Source organism: Mycobacterium xenopi (assembly GCF_009936235.1).
Taxonomy (GTDB): domain Bacteria; phylum Actinomycetota; class Actinomycetes; order Mycobacteriales; family Mycobacteriaceae; genus Mycobacterium; species Mycobacterium xenopi.
This window is the reverse complement of sequence record NZ_AP022314.1, coordinates 1,016,098-1,035,579: the sequence shown is the minus strand read 5'-3', so window position 1 is coordinate 1,035,579 and position 19,482 is coordinate 1,016,098. Positions and strand designations below refer to the sequence as shown.

The following is a 19,482-nucleotide window of genomic DNA, read 5'->3' as shown; positions in this document are numbered from 1 at the left end:
GATCACCTCACGACGTACAGCAATGCGAAGATGACGATCCATAGGAAATCGACGGTGTGCCAGTAGGTGGCACCTGTTTCGATGAGCTCCTGCGAACGCCGAGCTGGACTGCGAAGCTGATAGACCACGACACCTACTGCAATGAAGCCGATCAACAGGTGCAGGAAGTGAATCCCGGTCAGAAAGAAATAGTGCTGGAAGAACTCGTTGGTGGAGAACCCGAAACCTCGACGGACATACTTGACCCACTCTGACACCTTTGAAATCAGGAACACAAATCCAAGGACCGTGGTGCCCAAGGCGTTTGCCGACGCAGAGCGGAGCTCCCCTAAGCGGGATGCCTGGACGCATCGTGCCATGGACCACGAACTCATCAGCAGAACAAGCGTTTCGAAGACGCCGATGCGCAGGTCCAGCTGCGCTTGGGATCTGAGGTAGAGCTCCGGGTTCTGCGTGCGAAAGATCATGTAGACGACGAAGTAACTGGTGAAGACGAGCGCCTCGAACAAAACAAAGGCCCACATGTCGGGTTGTCCGGGCACGAACCTGGCGGACTTCTCTGCGCGTGGGCGCGAGCCCCCTCCCGCAGGCTCCGTCATGACGCGGCCTTCGCCAACCCCGACGCACCCTGCTCCTTAGCTGGCGCCAGGTCGGGCAGCGGTCCGGTACCGAAGTCTTCGCGCTGGATCATTCGCCTGAGCAGGTAGATGAAAACGCCCGTGTACAAACCAAACACGACCATGTCTATCCACCAGGCAATCAATCCGTTCCAAGCGAAGACTCCGGTCTTGAAGAGCCACGCGGGCGACACGACGACCTCGGTGAGTGCGTTGCAAAGGTTGAGATAACCGAACCACCTTGGAAAGACCCGGTTTTTGTCGATGAGGATGGCGAGCATCCACACCAACGAGCCGATCAGGAACACTCCCATGGTTCCCACGAACGACAGGAATGCGAAGTCGTAGAGCCAGCTGATCAGCTGTGGATCGCGATCGGGTCGCAGGGCTCCGACGGTCAGCGCGATACACATCAACAACATGCCGGGTATCGCGCTCAGCGAATACAAAACGAGGTACGAATATCCGAAGGCACGGCTCACCGACATCCGCCGCATTGAATAAGCGATGAGCGCGTTGGTTGGCGCCGTCATGCCCGTGATGAGGAACATGATGCCGAACCCGATGAGGATGCCGTAGTGGTTCTGGTTGAACCACTGCACAACCCGTGAGGAGTCCCACGCCGGACTCGGCGGCGGCTGGGTGCGACTGAGCACGAAGAATGCCACCGCGAACAAGTTGTAGAAGACGATAGTCACCCACCACGCGAACCACAGTTCGCGCTTGGGGTTGTGACAACAGTGCCAGGCAAACCGGTAAAGCGGTGGACCCGGGGGCGGCTGGAGGCGGGCCGCCGTCGCTGTCATCGCTGTACTCACGCGGCGACCTCATCCTCGACCCGTTGTCGCCGGATCGCTCGGCCGATCACGACTCCCATCACGACGATCCAGACGGCGATGGCGATGTTCTTAACCCAGAACGGCAAGAGGCCGTTCCAGGCCATTGGCCCGCCCAGTGCCAGCCCGGTGAATGCCGCGGGTGCCAGCGCGACCGCGACAGCAAGGTTGAAATGGGCTACCCACGGCTTGAATACCTTGTGGTCTTGGCGATCCCAATAGATCGCCAGCGCCAGCAGCACGCATTGCATGATCAAGTAAGGCACAGAAACCGTAAAGGTGACCCAGGCCAGATCGTTGAACAGCTGGGTTAGCTCGGCAGGCCGTTCCGGACGAAAGGCGGCAAGGAGCCAGAAGAGATCAGCGATAAGAAAGATCGCTGGCCCGCCGGCAGCGCAGGCTAGCATGCAATAGGACAAGATCGGCGTGCGGTGAGCCATCCGGCGAATCTGGATCACGAGCAGCATCACGATCGGGATCAGACCAACGCAGAACCAATTGAACAAGATCATGCTGTAGCGAATGCGCGACAGGTTTGCCGGGTCGCGGTAAAAGGCGGCGACCTGCTCTGCCGACATCGTTGGCGACATCGGATGAATGAAGCCCGGGAATAAGAAAAACGCGGAGATCCAGATGAGTCCCACTGCGGGCAGGGTCCAAAACAGGATCAGCTCGCCATCAGTTCGTCTCATGATCGAATCCTCACCGGAGGCGCTTTTTCGGCGGTGATGCTGCGCGGCTCAGTGGCAAAGTAGCCGATCGGCTAGGTGGCGTCAAGAGCGAGCGGTTCGACGCCGGAGCCGGCAACACCAACTGTGGGTAAGCGCAGCGCCGGCTCGGTCTGGCGTGAATGACCGTGTGCAGGGTGAGCCCGCGGCGTCGACGTACGCACCTATTCTTTCGAAGCCTCGATCAGATCCGGGGAATCGCCACTGCCGCCGTCGAACCCGGGACCGACCGTACCGCTGTGAAGTGCGGCGACGACTCCACCGTCGACGAGAAGATCGGTGCCGGTAATGAAGCTGGCCGATGGCCCGAGCAAAAATTCGGCCGCGGCGGCGATGTCGTCGGGCGTGCCGATGCGCCCCAGTCCCGCCTCGTCGACCATGGCCTGCATGAAAGCGCCAGATTCACCGCTTAATTCCAGTCTTCCCATCGCGGTCGAGATGATGCCCGGGCTTATGCAGTTGATGCGGGCACCGCGCTCGGCCCACGCAGCTGCTGCAGCCGCGACCCGGATTTGGTTGGCCCGCTTGGCAAACGGATATGCCAGGCGACTGTCTGTGATCGACGTGCACGCGTCGAGGCCCAGCAGTTCGTCGGTGGGTGTGGTGGCCAGCTGACGCTGCACCTCAGGATCGAATGCCGGATACATGTATGCGGCCATGCTGGCAATGACCACACCGGCACCTCCCGGTGCAATGGCCTTGCCGAATTCGTCGAGAACCAGCGCGACGCCGAGCAGATCGACCGCCAGAATCGTCTCAGCGGGCGCCTGCTGCGGCGACAGCCCCGCGGTGTGGACCACAGCCGTGACCCGTCCGCTTCGCTCGGCCAGCTCCGCCAGTGCAGCGACCGAGCTGCGGGAGGTGACATCGACGTCACGGGTCACTACCCGATGACCGTCGCCGCCCAGCGCGTCCGCGGCGGCGTTCAAGCATCCTCGGTCGACGTCAGCCAACACGATCACCCGGCCAGCGCCGATGCGGCGGGCAATCGACAGTCCCATTCCACCTGACCCGATGACGACCAGAACCTCGGTGTCGCGTCGCCGCGCTGTCATCTATTTCTGCCTCCGCCCGCAGGGTTAGCCGTCTGGCGACAGCACACTAGCCGATCGTCTACCACCTCGACAACGCGCGGTACGGATCAGGAGCGGCTTGCACGGTTCAGATTCATGAATCGCCTCGTAAGACGAAGCAATTGAGCACGCAGCCTTTCGTCGTCGATACCCGCCACCAAGGGGTGCATGACACCGACGGCGATCGCGCCCGAGAGCATCGCCGCCGACACCCGGGCGTCGTCGCCGGCGTCGCCGACCAGCACGCCGTAGAGACGTTGGATAAACCGCTGGAACGGTTCGTGCTCGGCGAGCAGTCGGACGATGACGGGGTCGAACTGCAGGGTGCTCATCGCGCCGCGGCGCTGCACGGCCAGATCGATGACCCGGTTCAACAGCAGTTCGCGGGCGCGAAGCGGATGTTCCTCGGCTTCCGCGGCCTCCAGCGCCTCCTCCAATCCGGCAAGTTCCCGCTCGGTGAGCGCGATGACAATCTCTTCCTTGGTCTTGAACTGGTGGTAGACAGCCGCTTTCGTAACGCCGATCTCGTCGGCGATCATCTGCAGCGACGTCCCGCCCACACCGTTCTCAGCGATCAGCTTCAGCGCCGCATCCAGGATGCGTGTCTGGGCGGCACTGCGAGTGATGTCGCGGAATCGGCTGGCGGACACGGCAGAAGCCATGCCATGAGGGTAGTCGACCGGCTACCCAGCAGGCGCTCGCGGTGCGGTTCGTCGCACACGAGCAGACGCAAAATCACCCGTCCAGCGGCGTGGCGAGGGGATTTTGCGTCTGCTCGCCCACTCTGATCAGCCACTCGGCAGCGGTGTACGGATCATCGCGCCCGTCGGCGACGGACTCGGCCAGCCGGTCAAGGTCACGGTGGCTGCGAAGCCGGGTTTGGGCCAGCGAGAGAATCTGTGCACGCGCCCGGGCTACCCGGCGCTCCCGGCTGTCGGCGCGGTGGTGCGCGTCGATGGCCTCCGCCAACTCGGGCACGCCCTCCCCACGCGCGGCAACGAGCATCAGGATGGGTGCCTTGGTTTCCGCGCGCAGGTCCCGAACAGTCTGCTCGGCGCCGTCGCGGTCGGCCTTGTTGACGACCACAATGTCGGCGACTTCGAGCAGGCCCGCTTTGGCGGCCTGTACCGCGTCGCCCGCGCCCGGGTTGAGGATCACCACGGTCGGGTCGGCCACGGCGGCGATCTCGACCTCGGACTGACCCACCCCTACCGTCTCCAGCAGGATCACGTCGTAACACAGCGCCCCCAGCAGCCGGATGGCCGCGGGCACGGCTGCGGTCAGCCCGCCCAGATGGCCGCGGGTGGCAAGCGAACGGATCAGCACTTGAGAGTCGTTGATATGCCGGGTCATTCGGATCCGATCGCCCAGCAGCGCACCGCCACTGAACGGCGAGGAGGGGTCGACGGCCAACACAGCTACGCGCAACCGCTGCTGCCGATAGGCCCCGACGAGCGCGGCGATCGTCGTGGACTTGCCCGCCCCCGGCGGTCCGGTGACCCCGATGACGCGCACCGACGATGGCCCGAGGCTGGCCAGCACTTCGTTGCGCCGGTCGCTTTCGATCAGGCTGAGCAATCGACCGGCGGCACGCGGGGAGCCGTTGCGCGCGGCGGCGATCAGCTCGGCGACGTTCATCTACACATCATCGCGCCGGTACTTCGATAACGGTGGCAGACCCCATCCCGCCGCCAGCGCACATCGCCGCCACCCCGATGCCGCCGCCGCGCCGGCGCAGTTCGTGGACCAAGGTCACCAACATCCGGGCTCCGGTGGCCGCGACCGGATGGCCCAGCGAGCAGCCGCTGCCATTGACGTTGACGCGGTCCGGGTCGATATCGAGCAGCTTGACGGTGGCCACACACATCGACGCGAACGCCTCGTTGATTTCGAACAGGTCCACGTCGGACAGCGAAAGATGGGCTCGAGCAAGGGCTTTCGGGATCACCTCGACCGGAGCCAAGCCAGTGAACGCCGGGTCGACACCGACCGAGGCCCACGAGCGGACGGTAGCCAGCGCGGGCAGCCCCAGCCGGTCGCTGGCGACGGTCAGCACGGCAGCCCCGTCGTTGGCGCCGCAGGCATTGCCTGCCGTGATCGAGAAGCCCTCGATTTCCGGATGCAGCGGCTTGAGCGCGGCCAGCTTCTCCATGCTGGTGTCCCGGCGCGGATGCTCGTCGACCGAAAACAGCCCATGCGGAGTTTCGATGGGAGCGATCTCTTCCTGGAAGCGACCCTCGTCGATCGCGGCGATTGCGTTGCGATGCGACCGTAGCGCCCAGGCGTCCATCTCCTCGCGGCTGATTCCGGCCTTGACTGCAGCGTTCCAGCCGACCGTGATCGACATGTCGAGATTCGGGGCGTCGGGCCGGTCGGGGTGGGTAGGCGGAAACCAGTCGACCCACTCTCCGTCCACCTGGATTCGCGAGCGCGGTGAGGTGGACGCGGAGTTCACGCCGCCAGCGATGATCAGCTCGTCCATGCCGGCGCGAATACTGGCCGCGGCGCTCTGCACCGCCGCCTGACCGGCCGCGCAATGCCGGTTGTTGGCCAAACCGGGCACCGAGGTCAGGCCCGTTGTGATGGCGGCGTGGCGGGCCAGCACTCCGCCGCCGTAGAGCCCTTCGCCCAGGATCACGTCGTCGACTTGCGCCGGGTCCAGGCTGGCGGCGGCTTTTGAGACGACGTGATGCGCCAGCTCATAGGCGGTTGTGTCGCGCAGCGTTCCTTTTCCGGCCGTGCCGATAGGAGTACGCAGGGCGGACACGATGACGGCTTCAGGCACAGCGGTCTCCATTCACAGCGGTATGAGAACATTATTCTCTCAATACGAGAGTACGAGTTGCAAGAAGGGGAATCGAATGCAGATCACTGGTAGTTCGGCGCTCGTCGTCGGCGGCGCCGGCGGTCTTGGCGAGGCAACGGTTCGCCGCCTGCATGCCGCGGGCGCGAAGGTGGTCATCGCCGATCTGGCCGATGACAAAGGCCAGGAGCTGGCGGGCGAGCTCGGTGCCCGTTATGTGCGGACCGACGCGACCAACACCGCCGACATGCAGGCAGCAATAGCCGAAGCGGAAACACTTGGTCCGCTGAGGATTTCGGTAGATGCGCACGGCGGGCCCGCAAGCGGCGGCCGGCTGGTGGGCAAGGACGGCAGCCCCCTGGACCTCGACGGATTCAAGACGACGATCGAGGTCTACTTGACCGGGGTGTTCAACGTGATGCGGTTAGCCGCTGCCGCCATCGCGCGTCAGGAACCGATCGACGGCACCCGCGGCGTCGTCGTCAATACCGCCTCGATCGCGGCGTATGAAGGGCAGATCGGTCAACTTCCCTACGCTGCGGCCAAAGGCGGCGTCGTCTCCATGACCCTGGTCGCGGCACGAGACCTGTCACCGCTGGGTATCCGCGTCGTCACCATCGCTCCCGGCACCTTCTTGACTCCTGCTTACGGGCAGGCGGGCGACCAGTTGGAGGCGTACTGGGGCCCTCAGGTGCCCTTCCCGAAGCGGATGGGCCAACCGGCGGAATACGCGGCGTTGGTGCAAAGCATCGTCGAGAACGACTATCTCAACGGCGAAGTCATCCGGCTTGACGGCGCGTTGCGGTTCCCGCCCAAGTGACCGTGCGGCGGGCTGAAATTTGTTGCCGGCGTTACGCTCTCGGCTGCGCTAGTTTTTGCCCGCAGTCAGTCTGGTGACGATCGCGCGGAAGTCCTCGGTCTGAAACGACTGGTTCTCGGCGGTTAGGGCGAAGTCGAGCGTAGCCAGCACCGCACGCTCGAGGTGCACATTGAGCACTCGCTTGGTGTTTTCCACGGCCTGTTGTGGCAGTTCCATGATGCGCTTGGCGCAGGCCACCGCCTCGGCCAGCGGATCGGCGACCACATGGTTGGCCAGCCCGAGTTCCACCGCCTTTGCCGCGGGGATTCGCGCGCCGGTCAAAGCGTATTCCTTGGCCAGCAGCAAGCTGATGTGCAGCGGCCAGGTGATCGGCCCACCATCGGCGGCCACCAGCCCGACCTGCACGTGCGGGTCGGCGAGATAGGCCTCCTCGGCGATGTAGACGATGTCGGACAGCGCCACCAGGCTGCAACCCAACCCCACGGCGGGGCCATTGACCGCTGCTACCACCGGAACTCGGCACCGGGCCATGCCGAGCACGATTTCGCGACCGTGCGCGATGGTCTTGGCTCGCAGATCGGCGTCCTGGGACAGCTCGGCCAGGTAGTGAAAGTCGCCGCCCGCCGAGAACGCGCGGCCGCTGCCGGTGAGCACCGCGGCGCGGGCCGAGCGGTCGTCGCTGAGGCGCGGCCACAGTTGCGCCAGTCCGGTGTGCAGGCTGTCGTTGACCGCATTGAGGGCGTCCGGGCGGTTCAGCGTGATGATGCGCAGCGGCCCGTCGGCTTGGACGTCGATTTCGGTCGGCATGTCGTACACGTCAGACTCCTTCGATGGTCGTGACCCGCTTCGCCCGGGCTTCGCCCGCGTTCGCGACCACTCCTACAATCCCAAGAGGCGCGAGGCGATGATGTTCTTCTGGATCTGCGAGGTGCCGCCCATGACGCTTTGGGCGCGGCTGTACAAGTAGGCGCTCAACAGGTCGGGATCGCGGGTTCCGCCGAGCGCCAGCGCGGCATGCCCGACCGACTGCTCGACCCAGGTCATCAGCAGCTTGTCCAGCGACCCCTCCGACCCGTGCGATACGCCGTCGAGCTGTTCAGACAATCGCCGCCGCACGTGATGCGTCAGCATCTCGGTTTGCACTGCGGCCCAGATAAGTTCACGAGCCGGGGGCCCGTCGGTGCGGGCGGCCAGGTCGCGAACCAGCTTGCCGTATCGGGCGGCGTAGCCGAGGGTTGAGGGCTCACGCTCGTGTGCGACCACCGTCATGGCGACGGCCCAGCCTTCTCCTGGGGCGCCCACCATCTGATCAGCCGGCACCGTCGCTCCGTCGAAGAACACCTGGCCGAACTCGGTGGTGACACCGTTCATCATCCGCAGCGGGCGTTGTTGCACACCAGGCTGTTTCATCGAGATCACGAATGCCGAAATGCCTTTGTGCCGCGGCGCCTCCGGATCGGTGCGGGCCAGCAGCAGACACCAGTCGGCCACGTCGGAATAGCTGGTCCAGATCTTGTGGCCGTGGACGACGTACGTGTCGCCGTCGCGGGTAGCGGTCGTGGTCAGCGACGCCAGATCGGAACCGGCGCCGGGTTCGCTGAAGCCTTGGCACCAGCGCTCGGTGCCATTGATCATGGGCGGCAGGAACCGTCGGCACAGCTCCTTGCTGCCGTGTCTGCTCAGACCCACGACCAGGTAGCCGAGGCTTGGCCGCGGCGGAGCGCCGGCGCGGGCCAGCTCTTCGTCGAGAATGACGTCGTAGACCGGCGGCAGTTCCTGGCCGCCGTATTCGCGCGGCCAAGACAAGCCGAAGAAGCCGGCTTGATACAGCGCCCGGTGCCACTCGCCCTGACGGGCCCAATACTCGTCACCGGAACTGGCGAACTCCTTGGCGTGCACCGCAAGCCACGCGCGCAGCCGTTCCCGGAAAGCGGCTTCCGCCGGTGAATCACGAAAGTCCAATGTCGATCTCCTCGAGTTCCACGGGCCACAACTCGGTGGACGCCAGCGCACGCCGCAAATACACGTGCGCCAGACAGTCCCAGGTATTGCCGATGCCGCCGTGCACCTGCACGGTGGTTTCACACACGGTCTGCGCTGCCCGCGCACAGTAGACTTTCGCCACGCGGGCGGCCCGAATAGCTGGCGCCGGGCCCAGTTCATCAACTGCCCACGCGGCGTGGCGCAGCACGCTCACCGAACCCTCGATCAGCGCCAGGCTTTCGGCCAGCATGTGCGCGACCGCTTGATACGATCCGATCGGCTTGCCGTACTGCTCACGGATTTTCGCGTAGTCACACGCCAATGCGTGCGCGCCGCGCGCGGTGCCGACCAGGTCTGCGGTCGTCGTGACCAGCGCCAGTGCCAGCCATCGCGCGGCCGCCTCGTCGGGTATTTCACCGACCTGCACGGGCGATCCCAGCACGGCAGCGTCGACTCTGGTCAGGTCGGCGCCGCCGTACGCGGTGTCGAGGCTTGCAACCAGCACCGCCGTGCCGTCAAGCACCAGCGCGCGCTGGTATCCTCGCGCGTCGATTCCGCGACCGTCGACCGCTACCGTCGCATGCTCGGCAACACCGACGTAGCGGGCCAGGTCGTCGGCCAGCACCGGGCCGAGAAGCGGCGCGTCGACCAGCCCCCGACCGAACTCCTCGGCGATGATGGCCACCTCGACGCCTGACGCGCCATCGGAACGCAGCGACCGCCAGCCTGTTGCCTCAATCTGCTTGTCCAGCCGTGCAATTCGAGCATTGTCGTCGAGAGCCTGCACCGACCCCGGGCCGAGGTCGTCGGCGAACTTGGCGGCGGCGTCGCGCAGTTGCTGCTGTTCAGCTGTCAGACGTACATCCATAGCGCTCCTTCAGCACTCGGCGCAGCACCTTGCCGGACGGCAGCCGGGGAATGTCGGACACGAAGACCACGCGGCTCAGCTGTTTGTACGACGCCAGCCGCTCGGCGACCCGACCGGCGAGTTCGCCCGCCTGCACTGGGACGTGTGTCGCGACAGCAGCAACTACCGCTTCCCCGTTGACGGCGTCGGGAACACAGAACACCGCGCAGTCTTTGACCGCGGGATGACCGTGCAACACCGCTTCGATTTCAGCAGGCGCGACCTGGAAACCGCGCACCTTGATCATCTCTTTGCACCGATCGGTGATGCGCAGCCAGCCGCCGTTATCGAGATAACCGACGTCTCCGGTGCGATACCAACCGTCGCAGAACGTTTTTCGAGTGGCCTCGGCTGGCAGGTAGCCCGCCATCAGCGATTTCGAGCGCGCCTGGATCTCGCCGACTTCACCGGGCCCGACCGGCATACCGGTTTGCAGCGACACCACCCGGACCTCGACCTCCGGCAGTGGCCGACCGACGGAGTCGAGTCGCGCCCCCTCGAGCGGGTTGCAGGCGATGACCGGCAGCTCAGTGGTGCCGTAAGCGGGAACCCAGCCCACGCCGGTGCGCCGGGTGACGGTTTCGGCGACGCTTTGGCTGACCGGAGTCGCGCCCCACATGATGAACCGCAGCGACGACAGGTCGTAGGATTCCAGCCGCGTATGCGAGGCCATCGCCAATGCTATTGGCGCCACGGCCATTTCGACGGTGATGCGGTCGGCTTCGATGTGCTGCAACAGCGCATCGATATCGAACCGCCGGTGCAGCCGGACCCAAAGGCCGGTGTCCAGCGCGGTGAGGATGTTGAGCAGGCCGAGTATGTGTGCTGGCGGCGTGGCGATCTGGATCCGGTCGCGCGCGGTGAGCCGCAGCGCGTTGCGCCAATGGCGAACCGCGGCCTGCAGCGATGCATGGGTATGCCGGACCGCCTTTGGCAGGCCGGTGGTGCCGGAGCTGAACACCAACACCGCGTCGGCATCTGGGCGGCCGCTGGGCACGTCATGCGGCTCGATCGGGTCGTCGAGGTGCAGCATCGGCATCAATTCCGCCAGCACAGGATGGTCCCCGACCGCGTGGGTCGGGGTGGTGAGCGCCAGCGCGTGTTCGGCTTCGTCGCGTCTCCAGGCTGGGCTGAGCAGCACCACAGTGGCGCCTAACCGCCATATCGCGCGCAGCGCGGCGACGAATTCGGGGCGGTTGGACGACATCAACGCCACGCGGGCACCGGCCGTCACACCGCGCTTGGCCAGGGCTGCCGCCAGTCCGCCGGTTAGCCCGTCGAGCTGCGACGAACTGTAGTGCCGCTCCTCGCACACCAGCGCCGCCGGCCCGGTCGTGGTTTCTGCCATCACGTTGAGATGATCCTATCGTTTTGAGAGAATAGTATTCTCTATATCGAAGAACGCAAGATGCGGAAGGTGTGGCCATGGCGGAACTGCATGCGTTCCAACAGGCGACGGTGGCCCGGGTAATCAAGGAAACCGCCGACACCCGCACGTTCGTGCTGGTACCCCACCAGGAGCCGTTTTTCTACCGTGCCGGCCAGTACTGCACCTTCCGCGTCCGTGTGGATGGTCAGGAGCTGTATCGGTCGTATTCGATGTCCAGCGCGCCCGAGACCGATCCCCAGCTGATGACCACCGTCAAGCGGGTGCCCGGCGGCAAGGTGTCCAACTGGCTGGTGGACAACGTCGCGGAGGGCGACGAACTCACGATGACGCGAGCCGCGGGAACCTTCTGCTTGCAGCCGACCTCGGTGCCGTTGCTGGCTTTCGCCGGCGGCAGCGGCATCACACCGATTCTGTCGCTGGCAAAAAGCGCGCTGGCCACCACGGATCGGGTGGTGCGGGTGCTGTGCGCCGATCGGGATCGGGAATCGGTGATCTTCGGCGAGGTGATGGACGAGCTGGCCGAGCGCTATGCAGGCCGGCTGTCGGTGCTGCGCCACATCGACGCCGAGCAAGGATTGATCGACGCCGACGCGGTGCGGGATCGGGTGGGCTCCGACGTCGACGCGGACAACTATGTGTGCGGTCCGGAGGGCTTCATGGCGGTGGTGCGCTCCGCGCTGCCCGGGCCGGGCCGTGTTTTCGTCGAGGATTTCGACATTGCACCGACGATCAAGCCCCCACCCGTCGGCGAGGAGGCTGAGGCTAAGGCAGCCGGCACGGTGACGATCTACCTTGAGCGCAAGAAGGTATCCGTGCCCCGGGTGGCCGGCGAGACGCTGCTGGAAACGGCGCGCCGGGCCGGCCTGACGCCACCGTTCAGCTGCGAGCAGGGTAACTGCGGAACCTGCATGGCCCGGCTCACCGAAGGCCATGCCACCATGCGAGCCAACGACGCGCTCACCGACGACGAGGTAGAAGACGGCTACATTCTGACGTGCCAGGGCGTACCGGACACGCCATCGGTGACGGTGCGCTACGAGTGATGCTGCAGAAAGGCGGCGACGATGCCCAAAGGCATTCTGTATGTCGAGAGTCGGCCCAGCTCGCCCGACCGGGACGCCGAATACAACACCTGGTATGACAACGTCCATGTGGCGGAGCTGATGGCGCTCGACGGCTTCGTTTCGGTGCGCCGGCTGCGCCCGGTCGCCGACGACGGGCCCTACGTCGCGCTCTACGAGATCGAAGGCGACGACCTGCAAGCGATTCTGGACAATATGCTGGCCCACGCCGGCGACCTGCACCTGTCCGATGCCCTGCAGTTGGATCCGCCGCCGACGATGCGGCTGCTCGAGGTGACGACCGAGCGTGGCGGTCGTTAATCCAGCTGCGGCGGTGGCCGATAGTACGGCTGATAACCCGAAATCCGGATCGGGTTGCCGACGAGACGGAAATCGCCTGCGGTCACGACGATCTCGGGTGTGGCGTTAAGCGCTTGCGGTAACGTCCGAACAGCCGCCGCCGGCACGCCCAGCGGCCGCAGCCGCCGCTCCCAGTTGGCGGCCGTGTCCTTGGCCAAAGCTGCGGTGACGGCGGCGAGCACCTCGTCGCGGCGCGCCACTCGCTCGGCCATCGTCTCAAATCCGTCGATATTCGCCTCTGTGGCAAAGGATTTCCAAAAGCCGTCATGGGTGACGAACAGCGCCAGATAGCCACCGGCTGTCGGAAACATTTGTGCCGGAACATAATACGAGTGGGCACCGAAGGGCCGGCGCTGCGGCTCGACACCGTCATTGAGGTAGGCCGCGGCATGGTAGTTGAGCTGGGAAAGCATCACGTCACGCAGCGACACGTCTACCTGGCCGCCCTGACCCGAGGTGATCTGTGCCAGCAACCCGAGCGCGGCCGCCAGCCCGGTGGAGTTGTCCGCCGAGGAGTAGCCGGGCAACGTCGGCGGTCCGTCCGGCTCGCCGGTCAACGCGGCAACGCCGGTGGCGGCCTGAATCACGTAGTCGAAGGCCGGGTCGTCGCCGCCGTCCAGCCCGAAGCCGGTGATCGCCACGCAGACGATCCGCTCGTTGTGCCGCCGCAGCGCATCGTAGGTCAGCCCCAGCCGACGGATCGCCGACGGCTTCAGATTCACCAGCAGCGCATGGGATTGCGCGACAAGCTCACCTAGCCGGGCTTGGCCCTCGGGTGCATTCAGGTCCAGGCAGATGCTGGCCTTGTTGCGGTTAAGGCTGGCAAAGTAGCTGTCGGAGACCTGGCGGGAGATTTCACCGCCGGGCGGTTCGATCTTGATCACCTCGGCGCCGAGGTCGGCCAGCAGCATGGTGGCATACGGCCCGGCCAGCATGGTGCCGACCTCAAGGATCCGGATCCCGGCCAGCGGTGCCGTCATCGCAGTTCGGCACCGAGCGCCGCAATGACTTCCCGGGTGCGGTGTTTGGAGGCGACGAGCTCGTCGCGGTTGTCGCCGATCGGCAGCAGCCGCACCGACAGGTCGGTCACTCCGGCGTCGGCGAAGCGGCGCATGCGCGCCAGGATGGCGTCTTCATCGCCGCCGCGCAAATGTCGCCGACGTCGCGGGCGTCGCCGTATTCCAGCAGCCGCTGATAGTTGGGGGAAACTTCGGCTTCGCCCAGAATCCGGTTGGCACGCTCACGTGCCGCATCGACTTGGCTTGCGGCGCAAAGGCACACGGGTATGCCGGCGACGATACGAGGCGCCGGCCGGCCCGCGTTGTCGGCGGCCTTGGTTATGCGCGGGACCACATGCTCGGCGCAGGCGCGCTCGTCGGCCATCCACAACACCGTCCCGTCGGCGCGCTCTCCGGCCAGGGCCAGCATCACAGGTCCGAGCGCGGCCACGAGCACCGACAGCGGCGCCACCGGGGCCAGGTCCAACGGGTTATGGACAGTGAAGGTGTCGTTTTCGACGTCGACCGGCCCGGGGCCACCGAAGGCGGCAGCCAGCACGTCGAGGTAGTCGCGGGTGAACGCGGCCGGCCGCTCGTAGGGCAGGCCGAGCATGTCGCGGATGATCCAGTGATGCGACGGCCCGACACCCAGCGCCAGCCGGCCGCCGGCGGCGGCGTGCACCGACAATGCCTGGCGCGCCAACGCGATCGGATGCTGTGCCTGCAGCGGCACCACTGCGGTGCCCAGCTCGATGCGGCTCGTTCGGGTGGCCATCAGTGCGACGGCGGTCAGCGCGTCGAAGTCGTTGGGCACCTGGGGAATCCATGCGCTGTCCAGGCCCGCCGCCTCAGCCCATTCGATGTCGGCCAGCAACTTGGCGACCTTGCGCGCGGAATCGCCGCGCTCCGCACCGATCATCACTCCGAGGCGCACGGTTCCACTGTTCCCTTCAGGTCAGGTTCCGGGTTGCTGCCGGTCAGCTTACGGATCTCGCGGACCAGGATGTCTAGCGGTGTCCCGGTGGGAAATACCGCTGCCGCACCGGCTTCCAGCAGTTTGGGCACGTCGGCCTCGGGGATTGTCCCACCGACCACGACGGCGATGTCGGCGGCGTCGGCGGCGCGCAGCGCTTCGATGGTGCGGGTGGTCAGCGCCAGGTGTGCACCGGAGAGGATGCTCAAGCCCACCAGTGCCACGTCTTCTTGCACCGCGATCGCCGCGATATCTTCGATGCGCTGCCGGATGCCGGTGTAGATCACCTCGAAACCTGCGTCGCGCAAGGTGCGGGCGACGATCTTGGCGCCGCGGTCGTGTCCGTCGAGCCCGGGCTTGGCCACTAGAATCCGTACTGCCATCTAAAACACCACCGGTTGCTGGAATTCTCCCCATACCGCCTTGAGCGCGGACACCATCTCCCCGACCGTGCAGTAGGCGTTGGCACAGTCGATCAGCTTGGGCATAAGGTTGTCGCTGCCCTCCGCGGCGCGTGACAGTGCGGCCAAGCTGGATTTCGCTGTGGCAGAATCTCTTTCAGCCCGAACCTTGGACAACCGCTTAAGTTGCAGGTCGCGTCCTTCGGCGTCGAGTTCGTAGGTCGCGATCTCCGGGGGTGGCTCCTCGGTGACGAACCGGTTGACCCCAACGATCGGCCGCGCGCCGGATTCGATCTCCTGGTGCATGCGGTAAGCCTCGTCGGCGATCAGGCCTTGCAGGTATCCGTCTTCGATGGCGTGCACCATGCCGCCATGCCGTTCGAGGTCATCCATGATCTCGATGATGCGGGCCTCGGTTTCGTCGGTCAGCGCCTCCACGAAGTAGGACCCGCCGAGCGGGTCGGCGACCCGCGCCACCCCGCTCTCGTAGGCGAGGATCTGCTGGGTGCGCAGCGCCAGCGTGGTGGACTCCTCGGTGGGCAGGGCGAACGGCTCGTCCCAGGCGGCGGTGAACATCGACTGCACCCCACCGAGCACTGCCGCCATCGCCTCGTAGGCCACCCGCACGATGTTGTTGTGGGCCTGGGGCGCATACAGCGAGGCACCGCCACACACGCAGCCGAACCTGAACATCGACGCCTTGTCGGTTTTGGCTCCGTAGCGCTCCCGCACGATTGTCGCCCAACGACGCCGTCCCGCACGGTATTTGGCGATCTCTTCGAAAAAGTCGCCGTGGGTGTAGAAGAAGAACGAAATTTGGGGTGCGAACTCGTCGATGCTCATTCGGCCCCGCTGCACCACGGTGTCGCAGTAGGTGACGCCGTCGGCGAGGGTGAACGCCATCTCCTGCACGGCGTTGGCGCCGGCGTCACGGAAATGGGCCCCGGCCACCGAGATCGCGTTGAACTTGGGAACCTCGGCCGCGCAGAACTCGATGGTGTCAGCGATCAGCCGCAGTGACGGCTCGGGAGGCCAGATCCAAGTGCCACGCGAGGCGTATTCCTTGAGGATGTCGTTCTGGATAGTGCCGGTCAGCTTGGCCCGCGGTATGCCCTTCTTCTCCGCAGCGGCGACGTAGAACGCCAGCAGGATCGCCGCGGTGCCGTTGATAGTCATGCTGGTGCTGATCTTGTCCAGCGGGATGCCGTCGAACAGGATCTCGGCGTCGGCCAGGCTGTCGATCGCGACCCCGACCCGGCCAACCTCCTCGATGACCTCCGGATCGTCGGAGTCGAAGCCGCATTGGGTGGGCAAATCGAGTGCCACCGAGAGCCCAGTGCCGCCCTGGTCGAGCAGGTAACGGTAGCGACGGTTGGATTCCTCGGCGGTGCCGAACCCCGAATATTGCCGAAACGTCCACAGCTTGCCCCGGTACCCGGACGCGAAGTTGCCCCGGGTGAACGGATAGGTGCCCGGCGGCGGGGGTTCGACGCGGCGGTGCTCCGGCCCGTAGACCGGCGCGAGCGGAATGCCGGACGAGGTCTGAGCTGCGTTATCCATCAACTGATAACGTACTTGCAAAAAAAGAGAATGCCAATACCGGACGCTGACCAGGCCAAAGAGGACCGAGGCGCAAGAGTGCGGTTTCGTGCATCGTGTCGGGGGTGTCGCGGACGAAATCGCACAACCGGCACAATGGCGCTCACCGAAGTACACGGAGGTCGGTATGGCGATTCGGCGACCATCGGAAACGGACATCGCGTCGGCGGCCCAACATTTCGGATTTCATTTCGACGCCGAGGGGCTGGCAACGTATACCGCGGCCGCCGGATTCATGCTGGCGTCCTACGACGCGGTTGACGAGCTATACGAGCAGTTCGCCCGCCCGCGCACCCCCGAGCGCGCCTACGCTTTCCCGGCCGACAATCCGCTGGGCGCCTGGTATGTCACCACCGAAGTCGCATCCGGTGCCGACGGAGCGCTGTCGGGCCGGCGGGTGGCGATCAAGGACAACATCGCCGTCGCTGGGATCCCGATGATGAACGGGTCGCGGGCAGTGGAGGGTTTCATACCCAGCCGGGACGCCACCGTCGTGCAGCGGCTGCTGGACGCCGGGGCGATCATCGTCGGCAAGAGCGTCTGCGAAGACCTGTGCTGCTCGGGGTCCAGCTTCACCTCGGCCTGCGGACCGGTGCGCAACCCGTGGGACCCTACGCGCGAAGCGGGCGGATCGTCCAGCGGGAGTGCGGCGCTGGTCGCCGCCGGCGAAGTGGAGCTGGCCCTCGGCGGCGACCAGGGCGGGTCGGTGCGTATTCCCGCGTCGCTGTGCGGCATCGTCGGGCACAAGCCGACTCATGGCCTGGTGCCTTACACCGGAGCGTTCCCCATCGAGCGCACGATCGATCACCTCGGCCCGATGACCCGCACCGTGGCCGACGCGGCGCTGCTACTGACGGTTATTGCCGGATCGGACGGCCAAGACCCGCGTCAGCGTCACGACGTTCCGGTCGTCGACTACCGTGCCGCGCTCACCGGCGACGTTGCCGGGCTGCGCGTGGGCCTCCTCACCGAGGGATTCGGCCAGCCCGGCTCACGCCCAGAGGTCGATGAGCTGGTTCGGTCAGCGGCGCGACGGTTCACCGAAATCGGCTGCGCGGTCGGCGAAATCAGCGTGCCCTGGCACCGTGATGCGTTTCATATGTTCACCGTGATCATCACCGACGGCGCCAGCTATCAGATGCTGGACGGCAACGGATACGGGCTCGGCGTGGACGGGCTGTACGACCCAGAGCTGATGGCCCACTTTGCAACTCAACGGTTGGCCAAGGCAGATCAGTTCTCCAGCGCTGTCAAGGCGGTGGCGTTGGGCGGCCACTATGGGCTGAAAAGCCTTGGCGGCGCGTGCTATGCGAAGGCACGCAATCTGCTGCCACACGTACGCGCCGCGTACGACGACGCGCTCGAGCAATACGACGTGCTGGTGATGCCGACAGTCCCTGACACGGCCGACACTCTTCCGGCCGGCGGCCCTCAGGATGTCACGCTGCTCGCGAACGCGCACGGCAAGGCCATCAACACCGCGCCGATGGACCTCACGGGTCACCCGGCAATCTCGGTGCCGGCCGGCCTCGTCGACGGGCTGCCGGTCGGAATGATGATCGTGGGCAAGCGATTCGACGACGCCACCGTGTTGCGCGCCGCCCACGCCTTCGAGATGCTGTGCGGCGGCTTTCCCGTCGCACCGGGAACTAAGGCGAGATCTTGAAAGTAAGTAAGGACTATGCCAGCACGGCTATGTCCGGCAAAGGATTTCGGCGTATCGGAATCGCCAACCAACGGTCAGCGGCAGCGGCCCGTTCCCCCACGCCGAGGAGATTTCGTCGAGATTGGGTGTCGCCGGGCCCGAATCCACCAGCTGGTGGGCCAGGGCTGAGCGAAAAACCCGGTCCGCCCACATTCCGCCCCACCACTCGCGGGTCTCGGGCGTCGCGAAGCACCACATGGTGCCAGTGGGCGTGATGTCGTCGAAGCCCGCGCGCTGAGCCCACGACAGCAGGCGCCGGCCGGCATCGGGTTCGTATCGGGTCGGCGACGTGCTGCAGCACCTGATGTGCGCGCACGACGTCGAAGGCGTCGCCGGGGAAGTCGAGCGCGTTCACGTCGGAAATCACGAACGACTCGTTTGACGCGTTGCGGATCCGCGCCTCGGTGCTCCCTCACAGTCGGCCCCTGCAGTCCGACGCTAGAGGTAGAGGACGGCGATTTCTCAATATATGAGATCACCTAGTTCACCGGGACGGCGAGGATCGGGCGTTCTACGGCCGCGCCCGGTCCGTCGAAATGCCACCACTCACCGGAGTAGACCGTCAGCCCACCGAGGCTCATGGCGTTGCGCAGGCTGGCCCGGTTCGTTTGGGCGGTTGGGCTAACTCCTTCGGTGGCGAATGCTTTCGCGCGGGGCGAAAAGTCGTCGAAGTCGGTTCCCATGTCGAGCAGGCACAGTCCGCCGACCTGGCGCTCGGACGGGCATTGTCCTTGCACGCTAGCCATCGTCACGTCCACCGAACGGCCCGCCTCATGGCTGCTCGCGTAGGGGCCGGGCCGCGCCACCCACGCCGGGTTCGGGACAGCCTTGAACATCTCGACCTGGACGTCGTGTGGCCGGTAGCAGTCCCAGAAGACGAGCACCTCTCCCTGCGGACGCAACGCCGCCGCGGCCGCCGCAAGTCCCGGAGCCATGGACTCGTGCACCAGGCAGCGGGCATCAGCCGGGTACAAAGGCGCACCGGTGAAGTTGTTGGGTGTCGCGTAACGCAGGTCGGTGATCGCGTTGGGGACGATGGACCGGACATCCACGAAACCCGCCGCTTGCGCCTGTGCGCTCAGCGGGGGGACGTCGGCGCTGGCGCGTCCAGCGCAACCGTAACTGCAAGCCATGACCAGCACGGCGACCAGGAGCCAGCGCACGGTACGCATTCCAACATTGTTATCGAGTCGGTGGGCGACAGTTTGTAGTTGTGCGTTCATGAAGG

19 protein-coding genes and 2 pseudogenes are annotated in these 19,482 nt (G+C 65.6%); 4 read left to right on the top strand and 17 right to left on the bottom strand.

The window, feature by feature from the left end:
- Window positions 1–2: 2 nt before the first annotated feature.
- The 7 genes from MYXE_RS04740 to MYXE_RS04710 form a co-directional block, all read right to left on the bottom strand.
- The gene (locus tag MYXE_RS04740; RefSeq protein ID WP_039891126.1) at window positions 3–599 is read right to left on the bottom strand and encodes a cytochrome c oxidase subunit 3; all 597 of its coding nucleotides are present in this window, start codon (window positions 597–599) and stop codon (window positions 3–5) included.
- Window positions 596–1,423 carry a hypothetical protein gene (locus MYXE_RS04735; RefSeq protein WP_085197037.1) on the bottom strand — a complete coding sequence of 276 codons (828 nt, stop codon included), beginning with the start codon at window positions 1,421–1,423 and terminating at the stop codon, window positions 596–598. The genes MYXE_RS04740 and MYXE_RS04735 overlap by 4 nt, the downstream gene beginning before the upstream one ends.
- A gap of 8 nt (window positions 1,424–1,431) precedes the next feature.
- Window positions 1,432–2,145 carry a hypothetical protein gene (locus MYXE_RS04730; protein WP_085197039.1) on the bottom strand — a complete coding sequence of 238 codons (714 nt, stop codon included), beginning with the start codon at window positions 2,143–2,145 and terminating at the stop codon, window positions 1,432–1,434.
- A 200-nt stretch (window positions 2,146–2,345) separates the two neighbouring features.
- Complete coding sequence (locus MYXE_RS04725) at window positions 2,346–3,236, bottom strand: SDR family oxidoreductase (protein ID WP_085197041.1); 891 nt, start codon at window positions 3,234–3,236, stop codon at window positions 2,346–2,348.
- 86 nt (window positions 3,237–3,322) lie between these two features.
- Window positions 3,323–3,916 (bottom strand): TetR/AcrR family transcriptional regulator, encoded by a 594-nt coding sequence (locus tag MYXE_RS04720; protein ID WP_085197043.1) that lies wholly within the window; start codon window positions 3,914–3,916, stop codon window positions 3,323–3,325.
- A 73-nt stretch (window positions 3,917–3,989) separates the two neighbouring features.
- Entirely contained in the window at window positions 3,990–4,892 is a 903-nt protein-coding gene (gene meaB / locus MYXE_RS04715; protein WP_085197045.1) for a methylmalonyl Co-A mutase-associated GTPase MeaB, read from the bottom strand.
- Between the two features lie 7 nt (window positions 4,893–4,899).
- Window positions 4,900–6,039 carry a thiolase family protein gene (locus MYXE_RS04710; protein WP_039891203.1) on the bottom strand — a complete coding sequence of 380 codons (1,140 nt, stop codon included), beginning with the start codon at window positions 6,037–6,039 and terminating at the stop codon, window positions 4,900–4,902.
- Between the two features lie 76 nt (window positions 6,040–6,115).
- Between MYXE_RS04710 and MYXE_RS04705 the strand changes: the two genes are divergently transcribed.
- Entirely contained in the window at window positions 6,116–6,877 is a 762-nt protein-coding gene (locus MYXE_RS04705; protein ID WP_003922539.1) for an SDR family oxidoreductase, read from the top strand.
- 48 nt (window positions 6,878–6,925) lie between these two features.
- Here MYXE_RS04705 and MYXE_RS04700 read toward each other — a convergent pair whose 3' ends face one another.
- The 4 genes from MYXE_RS04700 to MYXE_RS04685 form a co-directional block, all read right to left on the bottom strand.
- The gene (locus MYXE_RS04700) at window positions 6,926–7,693 is read right to left on the bottom strand and encodes an enoyl-CoA hydratase/isomerase family protein (protein ID WP_003922538.1); all 768 of its coding nucleotides are present in this window, start codon (window positions 7,691–7,693) and stop codon (window positions 6,926–6,928) included.
- Between the two features lie 63 nt (window positions 7,694–7,756).
- The gene (locus MYXE_RS04695; protein ID WP_003922536.1) at window positions 7,757–8,839 is read right to left on the bottom strand and encodes an acyl-CoA dehydrogenase family protein; all 1,083 of its coding nucleotides are present in this window, start codon (window positions 8,837–8,839) and stop codon (window positions 7,757–7,759) included.
- Entirely contained in the window at window positions 8,826–9,728 is a 903-nt protein-coding gene (locus MYXE_RS04690) for an acyl-CoA dehydrogenase family protein (RefSeq protein ID WP_085197047.1), read from the bottom strand. Before MYXE_RS04690 ends, MYXE_RS04695 begins: the two co-directional genes overlap by 14 nt.
- On the bottom strand, window positions 9,706–11,115 hold the full coding sequence (locus tag MYXE_RS04685; RefSeq protein ID WP_085197049.1) for a class I adenylate-forming enzyme family protein: 1,410 nt from the start codon (window positions 11,113–11,115) through the stop codon (window positions 9,706–9,708). Before MYXE_RS04685 ends, MYXE_RS04690 begins: the two co-directional genes overlap by 23 nt.
- A gap of 77 nt (window positions 11,116–11,192) precedes the next feature.
- On the opposite strand from MYXE_RS04685, the gene MYXE_RS04680 reads away from it, so the two are divergent.
- Entirely contained in the window at window positions 11,193–12,200 is a 1,008-nt protein-coding gene (locus tag MYXE_RS04680; RefSeq protein WP_085197051.1) for a ferredoxin--NADP reductase, read from the top strand.
- A gap of 21 nt (window positions 12,201–12,221) precedes the next feature.
- Window positions 12,222–12,539, top strand: coding sequence for a DUF4286 family protein (locus tag MYXE_RS04675; RefSeq protein ID WP_003922532.1), 318 nt, complete (start codon window positions 12,222–12,224; stop codon window positions 12,537–12,539).
- Here the strand turns inward: MYXE_RS04675 and MYXE_RS04670 are convergent.
- From MYXE_RS04670 to MYXE_RS04655, 4 genes and pseudogenes are all read right to left on the bottom strand, one after another.
- On the bottom strand, window positions 12,536–13,558 hold the full coding sequence (locus MYXE_RS04670) for a CaiB/BaiF CoA transferase family protein (RefSeq protein ID WP_003922531.1): 1,023 nt from the start codon (window positions 13,556–13,558) through the stop codon (window positions 12,536–12,538). The genes MYXE_RS04675 and MYXE_RS04670 overlap by 4 nt on opposite strands.
- A pseudogene (locus MYXE_RS04665) lies at window positions 13,555–14,510 on the bottom strand (LLM class F420-dependent oxidoreductase). The gene MYXE_RS04670 and the pseudogene MYXE_RS04665 overlap by 4 nt, the downstream one beginning before the upstream one ends.
- Window positions 14,495–14,932, bottom strand: a complete 438-nt coding sequence (locus MYXE_RS04660) for a cobalamin-dependent protein (RefSeq protein WP_039891120.1) — start codon at window positions 14,930–14,932, stop codon at window positions 14,495–14,497. Before MYXE_RS04660 ends, MYXE_RS04665 begins: the two are co-directional and overlap by 16 nt.
- Window positions 14,933–16,510, bottom strand: coding sequence for a methylmalonyl-CoA mutase family protein (locus MYXE_RS04655; protein ID WP_003922527.1), 1,578 nt, complete (start codon window positions 16,508–16,510; stop codon window positions 14,933–14,935).
- A 166-nt stretch (window positions 16,511–16,676) separates the two neighbouring features.
- Between MYXE_RS04655 and MYXE_RS04650 the strand changes: the two genes are divergently transcribed.
- Window positions 16,677–18,215 (top strand): amidase, encoded by a 1,539-nt coding sequence (locus MYXE_RS04650; RefSeq protein WP_039891118.1) that lies wholly within the window; start codon window positions 16,677–16,679, stop codon window positions 18,213–18,215.
- A 27-nt stretch (window positions 18,216–18,242) separates the two neighbouring features.
- Here the strand turns inward: MYXE_RS04650 and MYXE_RS04645 are convergent.
- Both MYXE_RS04645 and MYXE_RS04640 read right to left on the bottom strand, forming a co-directional pair.
- Window positions 18,243–18,657, bottom strand: a pseudogene (locus MYXE_RS04645) (methyltransferase domain-containing protein); the annotation flags it as partial.
- A gap of 76 nt (window positions 18,658–18,733) precedes the next feature.
- Complete coding sequence (locus MYXE_RS04640; RefSeq protein ID WP_415624475.1) at window positions 18,734–19,387, bottom strand: M15 family metallopeptidase; 654 nt, start codon at window positions 19,385–19,387, stop codon at window positions 18,734–18,736.
- Window positions 19,388–19,482: the final 95 nt, after the last annotated feature.